Below are 26,591 nucleotides of genomic sequence, written 5' to 3'. Positions count from 1 at the left end.
TTTGTATCGATCGACTTTTCTTTAAACGGTCAATGCGTAAGCCTTATTTTTCCAAGTCTACTTTAACCAGCACAGCGCGCACTGCAATTCGATTAGAGTAAGTCTCTGTTTTCTCATTGTAAGTCTTGCAGGTTATCAAAGTAAGCCAGGCAGTTTCTTCATGCTTAAGCACAGACGTATTATATGGGGTAACAATACGATTCTCACGCACTTCATAGGTGTACACTGAACCGTATGAATGAACCAGTATCTTATCACCCCATTTAAGTTTGCCAAGTCCTGCGAACGGACCTGCATTACCATTCGATAGGGTTACATGGCCGGTTAATGCGCTGTTTCCCTGCCAACCCGGGAATGCCGTTCCATTTAACCACCCAGCCTGATTCCACAACCACGACAGGTCCCAATCATTACCGACCATAGGCACACCTACGATCGGAATATTCACTCCAAGGCGTGGGATGTTCACCCATAAATCAGTAGCCAGATAGGATTTCTCTAAAGACTGCTCCGGCAGGGCAGTGATCAAATTAGGCGCGAATCCTGTTTCGGGCAATTTTTGAGGCAGGGCAGTAATGGTAACGCTATCTGTAATTTGATAAACATTGATCGCGTCAAGCGGGTCGTACCAGCGTTCTGTTGATGTTTCATTGAATGCAGACATTTGAACAGGCAGGCCTGCCTCACCCATATCAATCGGCAGGGAAGTCCATGCAACGGATGCAAGATTTTCCACGCTTGACTTTCCGCCATCAAAACGGGCAAAAAATGCGACCGTGGCTGTCTCACCGAGCGGCAAGTTGTCCCAGCCAAACATAAGCGTATCTCCATCCAGAATATTACATGGATCAGGTTGGTTGCTCGGGATGTATCCGGAATACACGATTGGTGTGCATGCAATATAGACAAGCCCATCCGGCAACACATCGGTCACCACAACATCAAAGGCATCCCCGGAACTATTCGGGGTGTGGGAAATAACCAGTTTAAACTCAACAAACGAATTAGTGGTTACAGCCGTCTGAGCAGCTGATTTCTGAATTGCCAGATCAGGTTCAACGATGAGCACGTCTGGGGCGCTCGCTGTGAGCGAACCGCTGGTCCAGGCTATCGTGGCCCTATTATTCAACTCATCATTCTCTTGATTTTCAATCACATCAAGGACAATGGCTCGATATTGAATAACCAACTGCGAGTCAGTAGCGGGTGCCGTTATATTGCCGATATTAAATTGAATTTGACGGCCCGGGTTTGCAGGGTTGGACACAAGGTCAGCGGGATCGGTGATGCTGGAAACGGCTGGGGGACAAACTGCGCTTTTTATATCCGTCCCAGACAGAACGGCAGATACACAATCCACAAAAGCAAGTCCTCTATCCATTCGATCGGTGATAACCACATTCGCAAGCGTCATATTCCTTGAGAGATTCATTGTCACCTGATAGGTGATAATTTCTCCGATTGCCACATTTTCTCCACTGGTAAACATTTCACTTGTACCAACAATGAACTTGGAAAAATCTGTCGTGACAACATTTACCGTGGCAGTATCCGTATCCTGAACAGAGGTTGTCCCAAATGTTCCGCTGACCGTTGCGATATTTGTAGTTGTGGTTGTTAACACGCTTGAACATGTGTAATTCCACCACTCAGCCGGTTCAAGAATATTATTCGAATTGGCATCCCCGCTCACATAGGATACGGGCGAGCATTTATCATCCGCCACTACAATGGAATTGAGTGATATATTCCCGGGATTGGTTACAACATATGAATATGTCACCGTGGCGCCACTGTTGATCACAGTTGCGCTGGGGGTCTTAACAATGTTTATCGCAGGCGCCTGCGCGGCAATCACAGTCTCGCTGTCGGTTGGCGATGTAACAATACCATTGCTCACGGATGCAATATTGGTGACCGAACCATAATTAATATCAGCCTGTGTGATCGTGTAACTCGCAGTGCAGGTAATGACTGCTCCGGGAGATAACGCAATAGCCGCCGGACAACTCTCGTCAGTTGTCTTGTCATCGCTCACTGTAAACGGTCCTGCCAGACTGACGTTGCCCGTATTCGTTACCACATAACTGTAGTTGATCACAGTTCCAACGGCATTGTAAGCGACCGGCTGCGCGGTCTTGACAATGCTCAGGGAAGGGCTCTGGATGGCAGTCACAGTCTCGCTGTCGGTCAGTGACGTTGCAATCCCGTTGCTCACAGAAGCGCTATTCGTGACTGACCCATTATCCAGATCAATTTGGGTGATCGTGTAACTAGCCGTGCAGGTGATGGTTCCACCCGGTAACAGTGAAACTGTTATTGGACAATTTTCGTCTGATGACTTATCGTCGTTGACTGTGAACGGTCCTGCCAGGCTGACATTGCCAATGTTTGTCACCACATAATCGTAGTTGATCACATCACCCACCGCATTATATGTTACCGGATTTGCCGTTTTCACAATACTCAAAGCAGGGATTTGTACGATCGGAATATTAAGAGTATCCAATGCATCCGGCGATTCATTTGAACTGGCGGTGACATTATTCGTCAGACTGCCGCTCAAGGCGGTCGGCGATCCGTTCGCGTCCAACTCAGCCTGCGTGAAGTCATGCGAGGCGGTGCAGGTTGTCGTCGCTGCCGGCGCCAGTGTTGTGACAGGACAGCTCACTCCTGCCGCCGTATCGTTGTCGTCCACCAGACTGATCCCCGTCAATGTCACATTCCCGGTGTTCCTCACCAGATAATTGTAGCCAACAACTCCAGTTACGCTCAAACTGGTGTTCAGAGAACTCTTTTCGACAGTCATCAATGGATTCTGCGCGATCGGAATGCTCAAGGTGTCAGTCGCATCCGGCGATTCGTTCGAACTGGCTGTCACGATATTATCCAACGTGCCGCCTGCATCAAGCTCCGCCTGCGTGAAGGTGTGGGTCGCGGAACATGTCATCGTGTCCGTCGGAATCAACGTTGCAGCGGGACAGGTCATATCGTTATTATCGTTATTGTCAGTCAGACTAATTCCTGTCAACGTCACGTTCCCGATATTCGTCACTAGGTAACTGTATGGGACTGTTACCGGCACGGTTAATTCCGTACTGGTTGAACTCTTCAACACCGTCAATGCCGGGTTCTGGATGGCAGTCACAGTCTCGCTGTCGGTCGCCGAGGTTGCAACACCATTGCTCACAGAAGCGATATTCGTGACCGAACCATTATCCAGGTCGGTCTGTGTGATCGTATAGCTCGCTGTACAGGTGATGGTTCCGTTTGGCAGCAAAGTGGCAGTCACAGGACAGCTCTCGTCAGTGGCCTTGTCATCACTTATCGTGAATGGTCCACTTAGTGTGATATTGCCTGTGTTCGTCACCAGGTAGTTGTAGCTGATCGCATCACCCACTGCGCTGTATGTGACGGGGTTTGCTGTTTTCACAACGCTTAGTGATGGGCTCTGGATGGCAGTTACAGTTTCGCTATCGGTTAGCGAGGATGCGACACCATTGCTCACAGAAGCTATGTTCGTGACCGAACCATTATCCAGGTCGGTCTGTGTGATCGTATAGCTCGCTGTACAGGTGATGGTTCCGTTTGGCAGCAAAGCGGCAGCCACAGGACAGGTTTCGTCTGCTGCTTTGTCATCGCTCACCGTGAACGGTCCGCTCAGTGTGACGTTGCCTGTGTTGGTCACCAGATAACTGTAGCTGATCACATCGCCCAACGCACTGTAGGTCAACGGGCTGGCCGTCTTGACGATACTCAATGCGGGAGCCTGTATGATCGGGATATTAAGAGTATCCAGCGCATCCGGCGATTCGTTCGAACTTGCAGTAACGTTGTTTGTCAGGTTGCCGCTCGCAGCGATTGGCGACCCGTTGGCATCCAGCTCTGCCTGTGTGAAGGTGTGCGAGGCGGTACAGGTCGTGGCTTCCGCCGGCACCAGCGTTGCGACCAGGCAGCTTATATCATTATTATCGTTGTCGTCCACCAGGGTGATATTCGTCAATGTCATATTCCCTGTGTTCGTTACCAGATAGCTATAGTTCACCATGCGCGGCGCAGACAGACTGACAGTCGCGGAACTTTTCACCACTGTCATCAGTGGATTCTGTATTGCGCTGACGGTTTCGGTGTCAGCCGGCGATGTGATGGTGCCGTTACTCACAGATGCAATATTTGTGACGAAGCCATTATCCATGTCAGCCTGAGTGATCGTATAGCTCGCTGTGCAGGTGATGGTTCCGCTCGGAGATAATGTAACAGTTACGGGACAATTCTCATCAGCCGCCTTGTCATCGCTCACCGTGAACGGTCCACTTAGTGTGATATTGCCTGTGTTCGTCACCAGGTAACTGTAGCTGATCACATCTCCAGCAAGAGAGTATGTAATCGGCGAAGCAGTCTTGACAATGCTTAGCGCCGGTCCCTGCGCAGCAGTCACAGTTTCTGTGTCGGTTGGTGATGTAGCGATACCGTTGCTAACAGAAGCGATGTTCGTGACCGAACCATTATCCAGGTCAGCCTGGGTGATCGTATAGGTTGCGGTACAGGTGATGGTTCCGTTTGGCGGCAGAGCGGCAGTCACAGGACAACTCTCGTCAGCGGCCTTGTCATCACTTACCGTGAATGGCCCCGCCAGCGTGATATTGCCTGTGTTGGTTACCAAGTAACTATAGCTGATCACATTTCCAATAACATTGTATGTGATTGGCAAGGCGGTTTTGACAATGCTCAGTGAGGGACTCTGTATTGCTGTCACAGTCTCAGTATCGGTCGCGGATGTCACCGTGCCGTTACTCACAGATGCGATGTTCGTGACGAAGCCATTATCCAGATCGGTCTGAGTGATCGTATAGCTCGCTGTGCAGGTGATGGTTCCGCTCGGAGGTAATGTAACAGTTGCGGGACAACTCTCATCTGCTGCCTTGTCATCGCTCACCGTGAACGGTCCACTCAGCGTGATATTGCCTGTGTTCGTCACCAGGTAGCTGTAGCTGATCACATCACCCACAGTAGAGTATGTGATCGGGAGCGCAGTCTTAACGATGCCTAATGAAGGACTCTGTATGGCTGTGACAGTTTCAGTATCGGTCGCGGATGTTACTGTGCCGTTGCTCACGGATGCGATATTCGTGACGGAACCATTGTCCATATCGGTCTGAGTGATCGTATAGCTCGCTGTGCAAGTGATGGTTCCGTTTGGTGACAGCGCAACAGTCGCAGGGCAGTTCTCATCGGCTGCCTTGTCATCACTGACGGTGAATGGACCTGTCAGCGTAACATTGCCTGTATTCGTCACCAGGTAACTATAGCTGATCACATCGCCAGCAATATTGTATGTAGTTGGCAAAGCAGTCTTGACAATACCTAAAGCAAAGTTCTGAGTTATTGGAATGCTCAAGGTGTCAGTCGCATCCGGCGCTTCGGCCGAGCTGGCGGTGACATTATTCGTCAGACTGCCGCTCAAGGCGGTCGGGGATCCGTCCGCATCCAACTCAGCCTGTGTGAAGTTATGCGTGGCGCTACAGGTTGTCGTCGCTGTGGGCGAAAGTGTTGTGACAGGACAGCTCACTCCTGCCGCCGTATCGTTGTCATCCACCAGAACGATATTCGTCAACGTCACATTCCCGGTGTTCGTCACCAGGTAGCTGTAGTTCACCGTCCCCGGCGCGGACAGGCTGACTGTCAAGGAACTCTTCGCCACTGTCATTGACGGACTTTGTGTGATCGGAATGCTCAAGGTGTCCGTCGCATCCAGTGCTTCGGTCGAGCTGGCGGTGACATTATTCGTCAGACTGCCGCTCAAGGCGGTCGGGGATCCGTTCGCGTCCAACTCAGCCTGCGTGAAGTTATGCGAGGCGGTACAGGTTGTCGTCGCTGTGGGCGAAAGTGTTATGACCGGACAGCTCACTCCTGCCGCCGTATCGTTGTCGTCCACCAGAACGATATTCGTCAACGTCACATTCCCGGTGTTCGTCACCACGTAACTGTAGTTCACCGTCCCCGGCGCGGACAGCCCCACTGTCGTGGAACTCTTCGCCACTGTCATGGACGGATTTTGTGTGATCGGAATGCTCAAGCTGTCAGTCGCATCCGCCGCTTCATTCGAACTGGCGGTGACAGTATTCGTCAGACTTCCGCTGGCGGCGGTCGGTGATCCGTTCGCGTCCAACTCAGCCTGCGTGAAGTCATGCGAGGCGGTGCAGGTTGTCGTCGCTGTGGGCGCCAGGGTTGTGACAGGACAGCTCACTCCCGCTGCCGTATCGTTGTCGTCCACCAGAACGATATTCGTCAAGGTCACATTCCCGGTGTTCGTCACCAGGTAACTGTAGTTCACCGTCCCCGGCGCGGACAGCCCGACTGTCGTGGAACTCTTCGCCACTGTCATCGACGGACTCTGTGTGATCGGAATGCTCAAGCTGTCCGTCGCATCCGCTGCTTCGGTCGAGCTGGCGGTGACATTATTCGTCAGACTGCCGCTCAAGGCGGTCGGGGATCCGTTCGCGTCCAACTCAGCCTGCGTGAAGTTATGCGAGGCGCTACAGGTTGTCGTCGCTGCCGGTGCCAGGGTTGTGACAGGACAGCTCACTCCCGCTGCCGTATCGTTGTCGTCCACCAGAACGATATTCGTCAACGTCACATTCCCGGTGTTCGTCACCAGGTAACTGTAGTTCACCGTCCCCGGCGCGGACAGCCCCACTGTCGTGGAACTCTTCGCCACTGTCATGGACGGATTTTGTGTGATCGGAATGCTCAAGCTGTCAGTCGCATCCGCCGCTTCATTCGAACTGGCGGTGACAGTATTCGTCAGACTGCTGCTCAAGGCGGTCGGGGATCCGTTCGCGTCCAACTCAGCCTGTGTGAAGTTATGCGAAGCGCTACAGGTTGTCGTCGCTGCTGGCGCCAGGGTTGTGACAGGACAGCTCACTCCCGCTGCCGTATCGTTGTCGTCCACCAGAACGATATTCGTCAAGGTCACATTCCCTGTGTTCGTCACCAGGTAACTGTAGTTCACCGTCCCCGGCGCGGACAGCCCGACTGTCGTGGAACTCTTCGCCACTGTCATCGACGGACTTTGTATCGCAGTTACAGTTTCACTATCGGTCAGGGATGTCACCGTGCTATTGCTCACCGCATCCTCGGCGCTGGCCGAAGCTGTATTGATAACCGAGCCGTCATCCAGATCGGTCTGCGTGATCGTGTAGCTGGAAGTACAGGTAATGCTTACACCCGGCGCAAGGCTCGCGGTCGCCGGACAATTTTCATTTATGGTTTTGTCATCGGCAACTGTGAAAGGCGCGTACAGTATCACATTTCCGCTGTTAGTTACCAGATAACTATAGCTGATGACATTGCCCACCGCGTTGTACGTCAATGGGCTGGCCGTCTTGACGATGCTTAAGGCAGGCGCAGCAGCATACATGGCAGCATCGATCGTGTTATTGGTCTCGCCGCCAGTCAGCGTCACAGCAGCTGTTTGACCGGTGACAATATCCGCGTTGCTGTCTTTGGCCACATCAGCGCCGGTATTCTTGGGACTAAATACATATCCATTGGGCAGGGTAAAGATGACATAGTAGTCGCCTGCCAGGAGGCTCGTAAATTTATAAATGCCGCTGGCATTGGTGGTGGCTGTCTCTACGAATTGGTCCGCGCCGGTATATAAGTCAACCTGAACTGCATTGACCCCGGTTTCGCCCGCATCTTGAATACCGTTGTAATTCGTATCGTTCCAAACAAAATCACCAAGAGTTGCAGGCTGGAAGAAACCAAAGTCAAGCGTCATATTGGCATGATCATCAGGTTGAGCACCCTGTCCAGCCGGGGCATCACTTTCATTGATAGGTTCCGTAGCACCGATCGGACCAAGCAGAATGGCCTTGGAGATGACATCAGAGCCAACCAGCATGCCATTATCGTCCAGTTGGTTGGCATCATCAGGATCGCTCGAATCTGTTTCGGTTGTGATCCCGGCAGAATTCATATGTGTCAATGAAGACCAGTAGCCAGTGAGCGGTCCGCTAAAATTACTGGATGGGATGACGACAACATATTCTCCCGGGAAGAGGTTATCAAACAGATAATAACCTGTGCCATTTGTGGTGACCTGATCCAGCACGAGGCCGGTCGGCTGACCCAGACCATTTGCGGCGAACAGTTGAACGGTCACGCCGGAAGCACCTATTTCACCGGCATCCATCGCGCCATTATTATCACTATCCAGCCATACCCGATTTCCGACCGAGTAACGACTTGCAAAACCAAAATCAAGCGTGAGATTTGTAGTGGTGCCGGTAATATTCGAGACAGTACTGTTTGTTTTTATTCCAGTTGATCCTGGAGCGCTATCCACAGGGTTGGAAGCAACCACCCCGGCTGTTTCCCGATCATTATCCCCATTATCATTATTATCGGTATTGGTATTGGGATCGTTATTGTCAGCCTGATCGAATGTATCAAGGGTGCTGATCATGCCTGTCGTTTCGGAAACCTTGACGACATAATTTCCATCGGGCAGACCTGAGAACAAGTAATCTCCGCCAACGCCGCTAAGAACGGCGGTTGCAACCTCTGTCAACCCGTCTGCGGAATATAGGCGCACTGTATTGCCGGAGATCAAGCCATCATCTACCAGCACATACCTGCCGTCAACAACCGTTCCGCCTTCAGTCCAGAGCAATCCACCGATCTCAGTCTGATAAAAACCAAAGTCAACTGTCATGTTGGCACGATTATCAGGCTGAGCACCCTGCTCACCCAAAACACCTGATTCGAGTTGTGCTGCAAGTTCGCCAGTCGGTTCAGTTGCGCCAAGCGTGATCGGCAGTGTGATCACAGCCCCGGCGATCGGGGCGGCAATTTGGCGCTTGCCGTTATCATCGGCATCCGTAGCTACAATATCAACATCAATGGCCGCAGGTTCAGAGATACTTCCCGTATTATCCATGGATGTACCCGATGACCAATAGCCGACCAACTTTCCAGTGCCGGTAAAGTTTGAAGACGGGATGACAATGACATAATCACCTGGCTCAAGATAATCGAATAGGTAGAAGCCAGCCGCATTGGTGGTATCAGAAGCAAGAGCAGTGGTGAAGTTCGTGTCACTGGCAGCAAACAATTGCACCAACACACCGCTCACTCCCACTTCAGACCCATTCATTGTGCCGCTATTATCGGTGTCAAACCAGACACGGTTACCGATGGAATAGTAGGGAGTGACTCCTCCAGTATGGGAAGCCGGGTCGTTATAAGTATTGATGCCTCCGGACGATCCGTTTCGTTCGCCATTTGCCGCGCCGCTGATACCAGGGGTATCTGAACCAGTCCCGTTACCGGTCGTCCCGGTATTACCCGGCAATGAAGTAAATGTAAGCAAGGCATTATTGGTAACCGTGGCATTGCCCACAAGAGCAGAAGCTGACGGAGGGGCATCCACCTTAACTTGATATGTGAAATCAGCTGTACCATCCAAAAGCAACGCGCAGGCCAGGTCACAGGTCCAAACGATATCGGGCGCGCCAGTAGCGTCAGCGACCCAGCCGGCGGGAGCAGTGATCGAGAGAGGCACGTAGGTCAAACCGGACGGAATTCGATCAGCGACACGCAAGTTGAAGGCGTCCGCAGCGCTGGCAAGCGGCGAAGTGATACTTAGTGTGTAGGTCACAGTATCGTTATACTTCCAGTTTGTGGAAGCGTTGGCTGTCTTCCCCAATAAGAGGACAGGTTCGACCACCGTGGAGTAAACATGATTGGATGACACAGGCGTGCCGCCGCTGATCGAGGTGGTGAACAGGTTGTCATGAATGGTTGAGTTGTGATTATTGGCATCGTTGTTGACCAATACATTAAAGTCGACAACGATCTTTTCCACATCCAAACTGGAAACATCCGCATCATTATTAATAAAATCACCAAGCGCAAAGGTCACATCCTGGCCATTCACCGTGATATGCCCGATCGGAAGATCAAAGGTCGGAGGCACTGCGCCATTCCGCGCGCCATTCAGGTCAGCCGGCACTGTCATTGGGATCGTGGAAATGATCGAAATCTTGGGATTACCCAGATAACTCAACCCAAGCGGCAGCGCATCTGCCAAAATTAAACTCGTTGAGGTTCCTTCGGGTATAACAACTTCCATGCGATAACGCAGGATTTCACCAATTGCCAAAACGCGCGCCTGATCTGTATTGTTGGAACCATCTCCCGTCTCGAGCGTATGAGCTTCAGAGGTGCTAACGATCGATTTCACCGGGATCAGGTTGGCGGCGTATTTCGTGGCTGTGGCGCTGTTATTGTAATCATTGACCAGACCTGAACCATCGCGTTCGCCGTCAACAGCGCCCGGATTATTATCACCAGACTGCGAACTCCAATCAATATCGGCAGTATTCACAATTTGTTGGTTGGGAACAAGCGCCGCTGTGAGGATCGCTTTATAGGTAACGATGGCTGTTGTTCCAATTGGAATATCACTAATGGCAATCGTGACCGTATTAGTTCCATCATTGGATGTATTGATCACCGTCGCAGCGCCTGTACCGGAAACTGATACGGTTCCAATTTGCAGGTCAGCATAAATTGGCAGAACATCGTTCAAATTGACGTTGTAAGCTGTAGCGGTACTGTCCGGCAGTGTTCCATTGGTATCGTGGGCGATCGTGACCGTGTAGGTGATCTCATCCCCGGCAACCGGATTCACCGCCACAGACGCGGCAGTTTTGCCGACCGTCAAGATCGGTTCTGTGATCGTGGATGTCGCACTGCTGGTAAGAGATTGGGGCAAACTGGCGATATTGGTATAGCTTAAAGTCGCTGTATTTGCCATTACTGTGTAATTCTGGTTACCCGCGACATTGGCAACGATTGCGTCATATTTGATCGTGAATGGACTGGCGCTAATCACTGCGCTGCCAAAATCCCAGGTAAGCTTGCCAGATGCAGACCCGTCAACCGGAACTGTTGTGGAAAAAGTAGCGGCACTCACCCCGGCACTGACCACCTGGCTGCCTGCCACATAAATAAATCCGGCTGGCAGAGAATCTTCCACCTTGGCATTTTGCAGGGTTCCCAATGGACTGGTGATCGACAATGTGAAGGATACTTTCTGACCGATCACAGTCTGTACCACACCACCATCATCCTTTGTAATGGTTGGCGCACCCGTCGTGAATGTCGCTGTCGCTGTGTCCTGCGTCCCGTCCACGTTCGCGCGGCTGACAACATCTGCGTAGACACGCTCGCCCGCATTGGCTGTGCCGTCCTGTGAGGTCCAATCCGCGTCAATGCTATTGACATGATTGCCGTCCAGATACAAGGTAGATTGGGCAACACCGGTATAGACACACTCAATGTACGAGTCCGTCGCGGTGGCGGGAATATCCCAGCTGCCGGGTATGTCACTGTCAAATGGAACGCTCACGATGCCCGCTGTCGGCTGTGTAAACCCGATCGGGGATGTGGTCGACCCGTTGAAGTAGTTACAACTCGTGATGGAACCAAAGATCACGCCCTGCGCCATCGTGTCCAACGCTGTCACATCATAGGCTGCGCTGTCGCCAGTATTCGTGAACCGCACTGTGTAGGTCAGTGTGTCTCCCGCCTTGACATTCGTCGTTGGGCTGACACTCTTCGTCGTTGTGATGACAGGTTCAATGATCGTGAACGCATCAGTGGCTGGTCCCAGATTCACCGTCGTACCGGCCACGTTCAAGTAGCTGGCGCTGACACTGTTCGACTTCACCACCGTCCGCGCATTGCCGGTCACATCCGCCACATGCGCGTTGAATGTGATCGTGGCATTATCAGCGCTCTTGACCGTGTCTCCAAAGTTGAAGGTCAGCACCACCGCCACACTGCCGTCATTCGTGCCGAATGTCGGGACAGGCGAGGTGGAGAATCCATTGAACACCACGCCGCCGTCGTAGATCAAACCTGCCGGCAGGGTATCCGTCACCACCAGGCTGCGCAGCGTGCCCAATACATTCGCCCCGCCCACCGTGATCGTATAGGTGATCGAATCTCCGATCGTCCTTTGCGTAATCCCGCCGTCACTCTTGCTTAGTGTGACCACTCCGGTTGTGAACGTCGCTGTCGCTGTGTCCTGCGTCCCATCCACATTCGCGCGGCTGACCGCGTCGGCATACACACGCTCGCCCGCAATGGCGGTGCCGTCCTGTGAGGTCCAATCCGCATCAATGCTGTTGACATGATTGCCGTTTAAGATCAGCGTGTTCTGCGCGACACCGGTGTAGACACACTCAATGTACGAGTCCGTCGCGGTGGCAGGAACATCCCAGCTGCCGGGTATGTCACTGTCAAATGGAACGCTCACGATGCCCGCTGTCGGCTGTGTAAACCCGATCGGGGATGTGGTCGACCCGTTGAAGTAGTTACAACTCGTGATCGAACCAAAGATCACACCCTGCGCCATCGTGTCCAACGCTGTCACATCATAGGCTGTGCTGTCGCCGCTGTTCGTGAACCGCACCGTGTAGGTCAGTGTGTCTCCCGCCTTGACATTCGTTGTCGGGCTGACACTCTTCGTTGTCGTGATGACAGGCTCAGTAATTGTGAACGCATCAGTGGCTGGTCCCAGGTTCACCGTCGTACCGGCCACATTCAGATAGCTGGCGCTGACGCTGTTCGTCTTCGCCACTGTCCGCGCATTGCCGGTCACATCCGCCACATGCGCGTTGAATGTGATCGTGGCATTATCAGCACTCTTGACCGTGTCTCCAAAATTGAAGGTCAACACCACCGCCACACTGCCGTCATTCGTGCCGAATGTCGGGACAGGCGAGGTGGAGAACCCGCTGAACACCACACCGCCGTCGTAGATCAAACCCGCAGGCAGGGTATCCGTCACCACCAGGCTGCGCAGAGTGCCCAATACATTCGCCCCGCCCACCGTGATCGTATAGGTGATCGAATCTCCGATCGTCCTTTGCGTAATCCCGCCGTCGCTCTTGCTTAGTGTGACCGCTCCGGTTGTGAACGTCGCTGTCGCTGTGTCCTGCGTCCCATCCATATTATTGGATACAGTATCGCTATAGTTTCGTTCGTTGGCATTTACTCCATCAAGTGAAGTCCAATCCGCGTCAATGCTATTGGTGTGACTGCCGTTCAGCACCATATTATTCTGTGCAACGCCGGTATAGACACACTCAATGTACGAGTCCGTCGCGGTGGCAGGAACATCCCAGCTGCCGGGTATGTCACTGTCAAATGGAACGCTCACGATGCCCGCTGTCGGCTGTGTAAACCCGATCGGGGATGTGGTCGACCCGTTGAAGTAGTTACAACTCGTGATGGAACCAAAGATCACACCCTGCGCCATCGTGTCCAATGCTGTCACATCATAGGCTGTGCTGTCACCGCTATTCGTGAACCGTACCGTGTAGGTCAGCGTGTCTCCCGCCTTGACATTCGTTGTCGGGCTGACACTCTTCGTCGTTGTGATCTGCGGTTCAATGATGGTAATAGCCGCGGCCGAATCGTTTATCGTTCCACCCGTGTAAACAGCCGTGGCAGAATTGATCAGGGAAGTTGGATATTCAGCATTTGCCGGAATACGATCCTGGTTGCCGGTAATATTTTCCACCAACAAAACAATACGGATGATAAATGTGTTGTTGGCGGCATTATTATCATCAAGAGTGGTCACATCATTGAATGTGAATGTAACATCATCCCCGCTGGCGCATGTATTGGCACAAACACCAGATATCAGGGTTACATCTGTTGGCCCGCTGAAAGCATTGGACAGGGCCGCATCAGATGCAAGAACCTGGGAACTTACATACTTCAAACCATAAGGCAGGCTGCCAGTAGGTTTTGTGCCGGATGGAATGTTATCAGTCACCACCAGGCTGGGGGTTACACCTTCTGGAAGGGTGACACGGATATCATAACTGACCGTCTCGCCTATGGTATATACCGCAGGTGTCGCATCATTTTTAACGATACCCGGCACATCCAGCGTTAAGGAAACGTTATCTGAATCAACATACGTATTCGGTGCTATTCCCGATCCCGTTCGTTCGCCCGTTGGGGTACCGGGGTCGGTAGTTACCACAGAGCCGGTGTCGTTGACAGTGGTACCATGCGCACCCGGCAGACTGGTATAGACGATAGCGGTTGAGTTGGGAATAGTCGCACCTGCCACTGCTCCCGGTGCGACTTTGGCTGTGATGGTGGCAGTGATGGAATTACCAGGATCAAGACAAGTGGCGGTCAATGTAACCGTCTGTCCAATTCGAGAAATTTGATCAGCATATACAGTTATCCCAGATCCGCCGCCAGAACAAATGGATGCCTGTGTGGTGCTGTCAATTACCTGTGAAACCGGGGTCAACCCGTTATCCAGAACATCCGTCAACTCAAGCTCAAAAGCGGTTGCATGATCAAGTGAAGTACCACCAGCCGTAATGGTCAATTGATACGTGACTGTATCGCCCGCATCCAGCGGAGTGCTCATCAAAACCTTGCTGACAGTAACGGAAGGTTCGCGCGCGATCGATGAAACAGAAGGAGACGCGTTCCCCATATTAACCATTGCTGTGCCGTTCCATCTCCGTCCAATAAAACTGTCTGTCAATGTACTGCCAGTGACATTTGCAGCTTCATTCGTGACCAGCGCATTGAATTCAACGATGATGAATTCCGGGTTAACGTCATTATCACCATTGGTGATAGTACCCAGTTGGAAGTGGACGCCTCCATTGGTCGGATAGGTATCCACGTCACTATTTTCAATGGCTGTAATGTTGGCATCTGCGAGTGAACAATTAACTGCTGACGACACGATCGCCGACGTGCCCGCGAGTGTGAAATCTCCCCCGTAATTGGCACAGGCGCTGACCGACGGCACGCTGCCGTAGACGGCCGACGAGACACTGCCATTCCCCACGAACAGCACTCTGGCCGTATTATCGTCAAGGAAGCGCTGGCCGCCAGTTCCGCCAAACGTATCGCTTAATTGCAGATCAGTGACGACGCCTTCAGGCAGTTGCATTACCAAACGATAGCGGATGATCTCTCCAATGGCCGCGTTCGGATCGTCCGTGTGCGCTTCGGAGGTGGCGATGATGGATTTTTGCGCCACGGCATTGTCCAGCGTAATCGCGGAGGCGGGGCTTTCGACACCGTAATCGTTGAGGCTGTCGCTTCCTATGATGCCCGTTGGGCCGATCCGTTCATCTGATGCTGTGTTGAATGGCGATAGATCAGCGCGCGTTCCAGAAATGCTCGTCCAGCGTAATTCGCCGGTATTGGCGGCAATCGTTTGCCCGGGCAGCACATCTGCATTGACAGTTGTGTTGAAAGTGAATGTGCATGAACTGGCTATAGGGAAAGAAATCCAGGAAGCGGTCAGAGTCGTTGTACCGCCAAAAGTCGGCGAAGCATCGCAAGCTCCCAAAGTGGGAGAACCAACCAACGTCAAACCAGACGGGATAAGATCCGTGAATTCGACATCATGAGCTACGGTCGTTCCGCTCGCGGCATTGCCATTCGTCACTGTGATGCTGAATGAGGCTGTATCACCCGCATCGTGAATGGTTGCGGGCAGTGTCAGAAGCGATTTTGAGAGAGTCAAAGTCGGTTCAACTACTGTCACAGCCGCCGCCGATGCAGAAGCTTGATCACCAGTCCATGAAAAGACCGCCGAATTATTTAAATTCACAAGGCTCTGGTTATTTATATCGTTCAAGACGATCGCACGATATATGATCGTGATCGTTTCTGCGCCCGTATTTGTACCATCGACATAAGGACTGGTGTTAATAACATTGCCAAAATCGAAAGTAAGCTTGCCGCCACTGGTCTCCACGAATGGATTAACACCAACGTCGTTCGTTACGCTGGCGGTACAGTTCGTGCAATTACCGAAGGAGTCAAATGTCATTTTTTCCGAATTTAATCCCGCATCCGTATTGACAGATGCTCCATCAGAATCGCGATTGGAAACCGTCACAGAATCCACGGCCACCAATGCGAGACCGGCATCAAGCGTATCCACGATCTTGGCGGACAGAGTTGACCCGGATGGGAAGGTAGTGACCAGTTGGTAGGTCAATATCTCGCCGATCACGGCCTGAGTATGATCATTACCGCTGACATTAAATTCGGTCGTCACCAGGGACTTTGCCAGAGATGCCGGCCAGGGAGTGAGTTCGGCTGCCGTGGCTGTATCTGTATTCGAAGTCACATCGAGCGCAACGTATTTTCCATGCGCATTCGCAGTATTGACAATGGAAGCCCCGCCATCAATATCCGCCTGGGTAACGGTATAACTGTTGGTACAGTTAATACTGGCACCAATGGCGAGACTGACAGCGGTTCCGCAACTGAAAGCTGTTCCGCCATTAATATGATCATCTGTGATCGTGAAATAACCATCCGGGGTGCTGTTCCCAGTTAACGCCACATTGCCGTTATTCGTGATCGTATAACTGTAATAGATGATCGCCCCGGCATGGTTATAACTTCCACCGGATGTGATGACCTTGTCAAGTTGAAGCGAAGACACGGACAAACCAGTTTTTGTATCTGTGTCTGTGGAACTGACGGGACTGCCGATCGGGGGATAACCGGTGGCTGTGGCAGTATTAGAGAATGTCCCCGCATCAATATCTGATTGTTTTAAAGTATATGTGCCGGTGAAGGTGGTGGAGTTAACATCCCCAGGAGCCAGCGACGCAATGGTTGGTCCGCCGGTAATGGTAATGCCGCCAACAATATCGGTCAGCGTGATATCGGTCAGCGTGACTTCGCCATTATTTGTAATTGTGAATGCATAGGAGATCGTATCCCCGGCATCTGCGCGGCCATTGCCGCCGGCATTGAGGGTACCGACCTTATCCAAAATGATACTTGGTGTCTTGGTGATGACCGTCACTGTATCGCTGGCTGACGGAGTTTCATCGCTGTCGCCTGTGGCGGTATTGGTGTATCCGCCGTTTGTCAGATCCCCGGCGGTCACTGTATGGCTGGCTGCACAGGAAAGAATGGCGCCTGGGATAAGTGTGGCGGGAGTAGCCGGTGTACAGGTACCCATGACAACCCCGGGCGTATTATCGACCAGGGTAACATTATGCAGGGTCTCATCACCGCTATTAACTGTGGAGATATCATACGTTATCACCGATCCGACCGTGTTATAAGGTCCGTTGGAAGTGACCTGTTTGAACACATTGAGCTGTGGGTTTTTCTTGATATTAACGACCACAGTATCGCTGATCGGCGGGTCGGTCTCAACACTATCTGCAATGGCTGTATTAGTAAAACTGCCTAGATCGACATCTGGCTGAGTCACTACATGACTTGCAGCACAAACCATACTGGTACCGGGCGTCAGCACAGACGGCTGTCCGGGAGTGCAAGTCCCCAGGGTTACGTCCGTACCAGGATCAGTCACGGTCACGCCGTTCAGGGTGCTTGTCCCAAGATTGGTGACGGTAATGGAGTAATTCAGCGTATCGCCCAATTGATATGGGGCAGTCGAAGTGATGACCTTCTTGATGCTCATCGCATTGATCTTATCGATCGGAACTGTGACAGAGTCGGTGACCGGGTCGGTTTGATCGCTGTCGCCGCTGGCAGTGTTTACGAAGCTTTTAGCCGTATCATCACCAGAAGTAACCACATGGGTGGCTACACAGGTCAATGTTTGCGTTGGCAGCAGGGTGATCGGAGTCCCCGATGGTGTACATGCCCCCATCACCACATTGGGATCCGTAATGGTGACATTGGTCAACGGAACGTCACCGATATTTTTCGCGACGATCTGATAGGCAAGGGAATCGCCAATCGTATAAGGCGCGGGACTGGAGGTATTAATATCAAGCGTTTTGATCAACTGCAAAAGCGGATTTGCATTGATGGTCAAGGTATCAGTCGCCGGTTCGGTATTGGTGGCGCCTTGGGCGGAAGAAATGGAATTTTTCGGGATTGTGTTGGTATAGGTTCCGGCAGTTGTTCCTGTGACCGGCACAACGATATCACAGGTGGTACCGGGACCGGCCGGTATTGCGCCGGCTGCAAGACTGATAATTCGGGTACCAACAAGGGCTGTCAGACCACTGCCGCACGCACTGGTGGGTGCAGGAGAATCTAAAATTTGCAATCCGACAGGCAGGGTATCTGAAAAGCCTAGATTGCTTAATGCAATATTGCCGGTGTTTGTCAGTCTTAGGGTTAATAAAGATGTTGTGCCGGCTATGATGGTGTTAGGTGTGAAAAATTTTGTAATGCTGACACCGGGCAGGTTGGTCAAGGATGCCTGCGCGGCCTGTGGGTTGCTAGCCCCGTTAAAAGTAGTGACCGCCCCAGCTGTGATGGTGTTGGTGCGGTTACCGTTAACGTTCATGGTTGTACTAAGGGTCAATGTACAACGCTTATTGGCGTTCAACACACCACCGCTGAAGGTAAAGGTGCGCTCTCCGGGGACGGCAGTCAATGCACCACCACAGGTCCCAGTCGATAGGTTGGGAGGATTCGCAATAAACATGCCGAGCGGCATCGTATCGGTGAATGTGATCCCTGACAGGACCGTGTTGTTTGGATTGACCAATTGCACGCTGAGTGTGGATGAAGATCCGCCAAAAACAGTTAGCGGATCAAAGCCCTTCACGACTCCCACTGACAGGGGGGTGATGAGCAGGTTTGCAGCCGCATCCGCAACCGGGTTGATGGTTGTACCCAATCCAAAGATCGTTCCCGACACATTCGTCCTGTAGACCGTATTCGTGCGAGTCGTAGGCAGGGTCACAATGCTGCTCGATGCCTGAACATCAACACTGACAGTACAGATGCCGGGTACCCCGCTCACCTGGGCGGGAATACTCCCATTGCTCAATGTAATGATCTGCGATCCCCCGCTAACCGGAACGGTGCCGCTCCCGCAAGTGGTTTTTCCATTGGGAGTGGGTGCGATCGAAATATCACCGCCGCCCATGGTGGTCAAGTTATCTGTAAGGGACACTCCTGTGATCGGCGCGGGATTTGTGTTGGATAGGGTGATCGTTAGGGTTGAAAGGCCGCCGGGGCTGACCGCATTTGGATAAAACGCCTTGCTGATGGTCATGTGGCTGACGGTTAGCGAAGCCGAGAAATCAGCAGCAGGACGCTGACCCTGATCGTTCGTGATCTGGGTCGCAGCTATGGTATTGGTATAAACGTTTGAAACACTACCTGTCACATACACATCAATCTGGCAGGTAGTCGCCTTTGTGATCGAGGCATTGCTTAAGGTGATCGTGTCAGTCCCAGTGGCTGCTGCTGTCAGGGTCCCCGCGCCGCATCCACTAAGGGAAGCCGCTGTTGAATTACTAATGGTGACATTTGCCGGCAGGATATCGGTCACCGAGAAGTTGGTCAGGTCTTCGTCATCCGGCGCGCGTAAAGAGATTCTAAGGCGCGAGTTGGAGCCGGCCAAAATGGAAGCCGGAGAAAATGACTTGCTTGCAGTTACACCTTGATCCGTTTGATATACATTTATGGATCTGCTCGCAGAGTCCAGGTTGGTCGCACCTTCCAGCGTGGTGATCGTATTTGGATCGACCACATTGGTGTATGTAGCCGGGAAGACACTACCGTTGGTCGTAACATTGACTGTAACCCTGCATGTCCCAGGCACAGCTACCGTACCAGGCGGAATGATTCCCCCAGTCAATGTGACAGCTGATGGGATGGTTGTGGAGGCAGCGGTTCCTCCGCTGCAGGTGGTGGCTGCCGTCTCCGGGACAACCGGTACCAAACCTGTTGGAAGGGTATCCGTGAACGATACAATATTTAAGGGATTGCTGGTTCTGTTCTGCAGGGTGATGGTGACTGTTGTAGTCCCGCCTTGCTGAATGGCTATCGGAGAAAAACCTTTTACGACACCAATACTTAATCTTTGTACCCCCAAATTTGTGCTAACGGGCAGAAGGTTACTAATGCCCTGATCTGTCACCAACGCGTTGGCAGGAATTGTGTTGGTGTGAGTTTGTGTTAATGCTGTATCCGGCGTGGTCACACTGACCGTGATCGTACAACTGTTCGGAGTAGCCACACTACCCGCGGGAATCGTTCCTCCAGTCAAACGGACTGTGTCATTTGCGCGGCCGGTAGTCACGACCTCTGCAATCCCGGTACCGCAATCGGTTGCGGCAGTTCCAGGCACCAGTTCCAAGACCGTACCTGGCATGACATCATCAATAGCCACCCCGGTATAGGGAGTTGCCGTCGGGTTTCTTAAGGTAATAGTTAACAGGCTGATTTCCCCGGCTTGAATGGTAGTGGGGAAAAAAGACTTTAGAATACTTGAGGCTTGGACATTCAACGGCGCGGAAGCGGGGGATGCATTTGTCACCCCTTGTTTACTACCGATCGCTCCAACAGCGATCGTATTGGTATAACTCCCAGCGACTGACGAGACCACATTAACAAGAATTCGACAGGTTGCGTCTGCCGCAATGCTCGCGTTATTTAAGATAAGTGAGTTCGACCCGCTATTAGCAGTCAGCAAAGCAGCGGCCGTCCCGCCGCATCCTGATAATGAAGCTGAAACAGGATTTGCTATAACAATATTATTCGGCGCAGGATCATTCAGGATATCTGTCAGGGTTATTTCAGACAATACATGAGTCAGATCATTATTCTTGATGTCGATTGTTAATTGACTGGTCTGCCCCACCCAGACAGTATTCGGGGTAAAACTTTTTGTGATCGAAGGGGGAGCGACAGTATCGACTTGCAGGGTTGCGCTGGATGGTGAAGTATTTCCCACTGTAACAGTCCCGCCAATCCCAGTAGACAATAAAGCCCCGGCCGGAATTGTATTGATCAGATTTCCAGGCGTAGTTGATGTCACATCCACCGACACGGTACAGGAACCTGGGTTGCTGTTTAACTGGGCAGGTACTTTGCCACGCTCCAAAGAGATTGCAGTTCCCCCGGCCACTGCAGTTACAGCAGTCGGCGGATTAGCCAGAGGATCATCACAGGTTGTCAAGATGTTGGGCGGATTAGCGATCTTCAAGCCGGTCTGAATTCCCGCGAGGTTATCAATCCAGGCAGCATTATTCAACTCGAAGGTATTGGAATTGTAGATAGAGATGCTCAGGCGGGACACATCCCCGGGAGCGATAGAGATCGGGTTGAATTGCTTATTGATCTCGGCCGGAAAATCAAAGGTGGCGACGTTCAGTATCGCGCTCGCATCTGCGCCATTTGTGATCGTTCCGGGACCGCCGTTCTGTGTTGCGCTAAACCATCCGGTGGGAATCGTATTGGTCAGATTTCCGGAGACTGTGGCAACCACATCCACCGAGACCACGCAGGAGTCTAGGGCCGGCACGCTGCCACGCTGCAATGCAATAATGGTAGTGTCGGCAAGAGCCGTGACCGCAGTGGGATCGGCAACCAGGTCGACGCAGGTCGATGTTATATTGGGCGGGTTTGCGACCTGCAGACCCGGCTGAACACCGATCAAGTTATCCGTCCATGCGGCGCTGGATAAAATAAAATTATTGGGATTGGTAATGGTGATACTGAGGCGGCTTTTTTCTTTGAGAGCGATGGCTGCTGGATTAAATGATTTTGATATGGTTGCGTTATAACTCTGCGCTTGCACATCCGCTTTTACTTTAAGGAATGGAGAAATCGTAAATAAGCCCGCGATAGCAACAACCACAAAACACATCTTAAAGATTTTGGGCATACAATTTCTCCGGCTTGGGAATATAGAATTTACGCTTATATTTATTTAAAAACAGGGGCGGTTTCGCTATTCGCTCGTCAGTGCCCTTACTCAAAAAACGAGATAAGCGACCAGATCAAGACACTGAGTCAAGGCATCCCCCATCGCTCAAAAGTACTATTTTTCACTTGATTCTATGAGAATAATATGAGTAAGTCAACGAACAAAACATACAGAATTGAAAGCTAAACAACACTATCTCGACAACATCTATCGTGTTCACATTTTTTCATCGTGGAAGCAATAATGAGCACACTGACTAATCGGCGGTCAAGCTTTCAAGATGGATTAAAAGAGACCCGATTTCGCGGATGGTAAAGGCGGGCAATAACTGAATCATACAAAATAACTTTTTAGGAAGTTTTTACGCGATAAATTCGCTCTGAATTCATTGAAGGGATATAATGCGAAATATTGGGGAAATCTAGACAACCTTATTGTTTAAATTGATGCACCTTTGAATTGGCCAGTCTTATATCTGGAATTACGCCACACAATTTCTAATATCGGCTCTTTCATAATTTTTTAGACGTTGGCAAGCAAGACTTTTAAGCAATTACATTTACATTGCCCATAAGATTGAGATCAGTCTTGATTATCAAGGTCAAAAATAACATTGGATCAATTCAAACCCAAATCGCCTTCAAACACATGAATCCAAAACGATCGATCATCATCAACATCGTTATTACGATAAGCCTGCTGACAGCGACATATGCTGTTTACATCTATAAACGCAATTCCTTAAAACTTGAACAATCCACAGTCAATCCGACTTCGCGTCCACCGTTCCATAGTTTCATTGACCCCGGCGGACTGATCGCCCTGCTCATCCCCACAATGCCCGGCCCCACCCCGGCTCCGCTGACAGCCAGTATGCACGAGATCATCGGCACAGTTACATCTCGCAAGCCGGACCAATCTGATTTCACAGCGGTCACGCCAGACCAGATATTAACTGTTTCCAGCACCGTAAAAACGGCCGAGCAAAGCCGTGTAAGACTTGACCTTTCCAACCAGACTATTGTACGTTTAGGTGAAAACACAATCTTTGTATTTAAAGATGAGCGCAAGGGTGTTGACGGGGGACGTTATTTCCTCGATCTGGGACTCGGCGAAATATGGATCATTCTAAAGGGCGGTGAGGTCAACGTGGAAACTCCCTCCGGATTGGCGGCTGTCCGTGGGTCGTTCCTGCACGTGACATATCGCCCGGAAAACAACCTCACTACGATCTCGTGCTTGGAAGGTCACTGCGAACTTGAAAACGAAGGTGGGCGGGCGGAACTCGTATCCGGCGAGACCGCTCTTGTTTACAGCCCGTCCATCCCTCCTGTCACAGGACGCATGACCGGGGCGGAAGCTTCCGATTGGGTTCTGAACAACCCGGAAGCGACACTCGTTATCCCAATTCTTGAAGCGACATTTGCAGCCCTGCCAACCATCACTCCCGGACCTTCCAACACTCCTCCAGGTATTTTTGGTCCCACCCAAACTGCGAACACTGCCAGCCCTACCTCTACCAATTCGACTTTCACAACAACGAACACTTATACACCCAGCGCCACTGGAACATTTACTCCAACCTTTACCTCGACATTCACAAGAACGATTACAACAACTCCATCCCGTACCCCGACAGCCAAAGCCGCTTCAACTCGGACTCTGACGCCTGTCTATACTCCTACCAAAACACAAACCTCTGTTCTTACTTCAACGAGAACATATACCCCTATTCCCTCAGCAACAAAAACATTAACTCCCGTACCAACATCAACCAGGACATTTACTCCCATCCCTTCTTCAACCAAATCACAAACTCCCACGTCCACATCCACTGCAACATTTACTCCGATTCCCACTTTCACAAAAACATCAACACCCTCAATAACTTTCACAGCCACTTCAACGCCAACAATTACACTTACGCCGACGATAACACCAGTCAGTGGGTGTGCCGGGGTAACGGAAATTCCAGTAATTGAATGTAATGCGTTGGTTGCACTTTATAACAGTACAAATGGAAATGGCTGGACCAATAAGACCGGCTGGTTGGTTACGAATACTCCATGCACGTGGTATCGGGTCACTTGCACTAATGGACATGTGACACAAATTTTTGTTGCCAACAATAATTTAGTTGGTAGTATACCGGCAGAATTAGGGGATATTCAATCCTTGATTCAACTCGGCTTAGGTAGTAATAAACTCAGCAGCAATATCCCGCCTCAATTAGGAAATTTAACCAATCTCCAGGAATTACGTATTGAGACCAATTTATTATCAGGCAGCATCCCAACTGAATTAGGTAAATTGACAAACCTAAAGCTTCTTTATCTATTCGAGAATCAATTCAGCGGCAATATCCCCACAGAACTAGGCAATCTAACTAACCTTCTTCAACTTGCTCTTTATAATAATAGATTAAGTGGAAATATTCCTCCAACATTGGGTGGGTTGTCAAATCTAACCTCCGTCAACCTAGGCATTAACCAGCTAAACGGCAGTATTCCCCCTGAATTAGGCAACTTAATTAATTTATCATCCCTAGGTCTTGCTCGCAACCAACTCAGCGGTAGCATCCCCATCTCAACTGGGAAATTTAGTAAGTATGGTTCAACTCCAACTTTACGAGAATGCATTGACGGGTACCATCCCCGTTGAATTAGGCAACCTCAGAAATTTAAAGTATCTAGGCCTTTATGGAAATCAATTGACTGGAAATATTCCAATTGAGTTTGGGAACCTTAACAATTTAGTATGGTTACAACTAGAATTCACATCGCTTGTTGGACCAATCCCCACAGGTATAAAAAATGCATTGCTTATGGAAAGGTTTACTTTTCCAACATCAGTCTGCGTGCCAAATGACTCAGGTTTTATTACATGGATAAATGCACTTCTCACTCATTCTGCTTATGCGTTATGTCCATAGTTGATGGATTGCGATCTCTGGAAAGAAACGCCTTATGAATAATAAAACAATCCAATCCTCACGCAACTCCCGTATCGGCTTAATTATTTTTGTCATCGCCAGCCTGATCTTTTTAGACCGGGTCGGCAGCCGTTTATGGGAATTACCCACACCCATAGAAAGACTGGAACTATATCTCGTTGACGCAGCCTTACGATTGAGAGGCACGCAAACGCCATCAGCACCCATTGTCATTGTGACCATTGACGATAACTCGCTCAATTACACCGGCTATCACTGGCCCTGGCCGCGCACATATCTGGCAGAAATAATCAATGCTCTCAATAACGCGGGGGCGCGCGTCATTGGTTTCGATGTTATGTTATTTGGAAGTGACCCCGACCCGGCGGGAGATCAAGCGCTGGCGGAAGCTTTTGAGAACGCCGGGAATGTGGTCGCGGTCATGAATATTTTCCGCTCAGCCAATACAGAAACTTTGGAATTACCAATAACTCCCTATCCAGAGGTTTTGGCGGACATGGGCATAGCTGGCATACTCGCGGACAATGACGCCATCATCCGCAGCGTGCAGGCGTATGACCATTCAGCATACGATGACAGGGTTTATTTTAATTGGGCATTTGAAATAACGCAGGCTTACCTTGGCGTCGACCCGCCTCAAAGCCCCGCGCTTGATCATCTTGTTTTTAATTCCAAGATCGTGCCATTGCAAAACGGCCGCCTGTCGGTAAATTTTAATGGCCCCCCGGAAACATTCACGTACTATCCAGCTTTCCAGGTCGCCCTTGGAGATTACCCCGCTGAAACTTTCAAGAACAAGATCGTTTTGATCGGCGCTACATCCGTCACCCTGCAAGATATTTACCCGGTTCCCTTTTCAACCTCGAAGAGGATGCCGGGCATCGAGATCACAGCCAATGTGGTGGACACAATCCTTTCTGGAGATTACATTGATATCCCATCCCCGGCGGTACGTGTATTGATATTAATTTTCACGGCAATATTCGCATGGCTGATCAGCCGCCGCCGTCTACCGGGCAAAGCGATCATCATCATGTTTGGCAGCATGGTTGTCTACGGACTGATTTGGTTCTTCCTATTTACCCAGCGGCAGTGGCAATTTGAGTTGGCTGCCCCTGAATTGATGTTATTGCTGGGAATTTTAGTGCCCAGCTTTGATGAAGCGCTCAATCAGGAATTGGAAAAGCGCAGGCTGCAAAAATTATTTGGACAATTCGTTTCCCCGGAAATTGTCAGCCAGTTAATAAAGACCCCTGATATTTTGAGTTTGCATAAACGGGCAAACTTAACGATCTTATTTTCAGATATCCGTAATTTCACCAACTTATCAGAAAAATTGACACCGGATGAGGTGGTTGGAATGCTTAACCCTTATCTGGATGTCATGACAAAAGTGGTCCACAAACATGGCGGGACGGTCGATAAGTATATAGGCGATGCCATTGTGGCTTTTTTCGGGGAGCCCGTCCCCCATCCCGATCATGCCATCCGGGCGGTTCGGACAGCGATGGAAATGCGCGTCGAATTAAATAAATTACGCAAGGTGTGGCTTGAAGAAGGGCGGTTTGACGGGATTTTCGATATCGGCATCGGCATCCACAGCGGTGATGTTTTCGTCGGGATGATCGGTTCAGTGCAGCGTCTGAATTACACCGTTATCGGTGATGCCGTAAACACTGCCGCACGCCTGCAAGATCAAACAAAGTTCCACGCCTGGCCGATCCTGATCAGCGGGCAGGTATATAATATAGTTAAGGATGAAATCGCAGCAGAGTTTGTGGAAGAGCGATTATTTAAAGGAAAACAGGAACCTATCAGGATATATAAGGTTCTGGGAATAGAGTAGTCCCTGCTTGCAACTTGCCTGAATTAAGAAAGAGGTCGATGATGGCA

3 protein-coding genes are annotated in these 26,591 nt (G+C 50.8%); 2 read left to right on the top strand and 1 reads right to left on the bottom strand.

Annotation, left to right across the window (positions count from 1 at the left end):
* Positions 1-43: 43 nt before the first annotated feature.
* Positions 44-21,703: a sortase gene (locus tag IPL17_RS09210; RefSeq protein ID WP_345306792.1), complete on the bottom strand. Its 21,660-nt coding sequence runs from the start codon at positions 21,701-21,703 to the stop codon at positions 44-46.
* A 690-nt stretch (positions 21,704-22,393) separates the two neighbouring features.
* Between IPL17_RS09210 and IPL17_RS09205 the strand changes: the two genes are divergently transcribed.
* Both IPL17_RS09205 and IPL17_RS09200 read left to right on the top strand, forming a co-directional pair.
* Positions 22,394-24,406, top strand: a complete 2,013-nt coding sequence (locus IPL17_RS09205; protein ID WP_345306791.1) for a FecR domain-containing protein — start codon at positions 22,394-22,396, stop codon at positions 24,404-24,406.
* A 305-nt stretch (positions 24,407-24,711) separates the two neighbouring features.
* Entirely contained in the window at positions 24,712-26,544 is a 1,833-nt protein-coding gene (locus IPL17_RS09200) for an adenylate/guanylate cyclase domain-containing protein (protein ID WP_345306790.1), read from the top strand.
* Positions 26,545-26,591 lie beyond the last annotated feature (47 nt).

This window comes from Candidatus Villigracilis saccharophilus (assembly GCF_016711665.1).
This window is presented reverse-complemented; position numbering and strand designations above follow the sequence as displayed.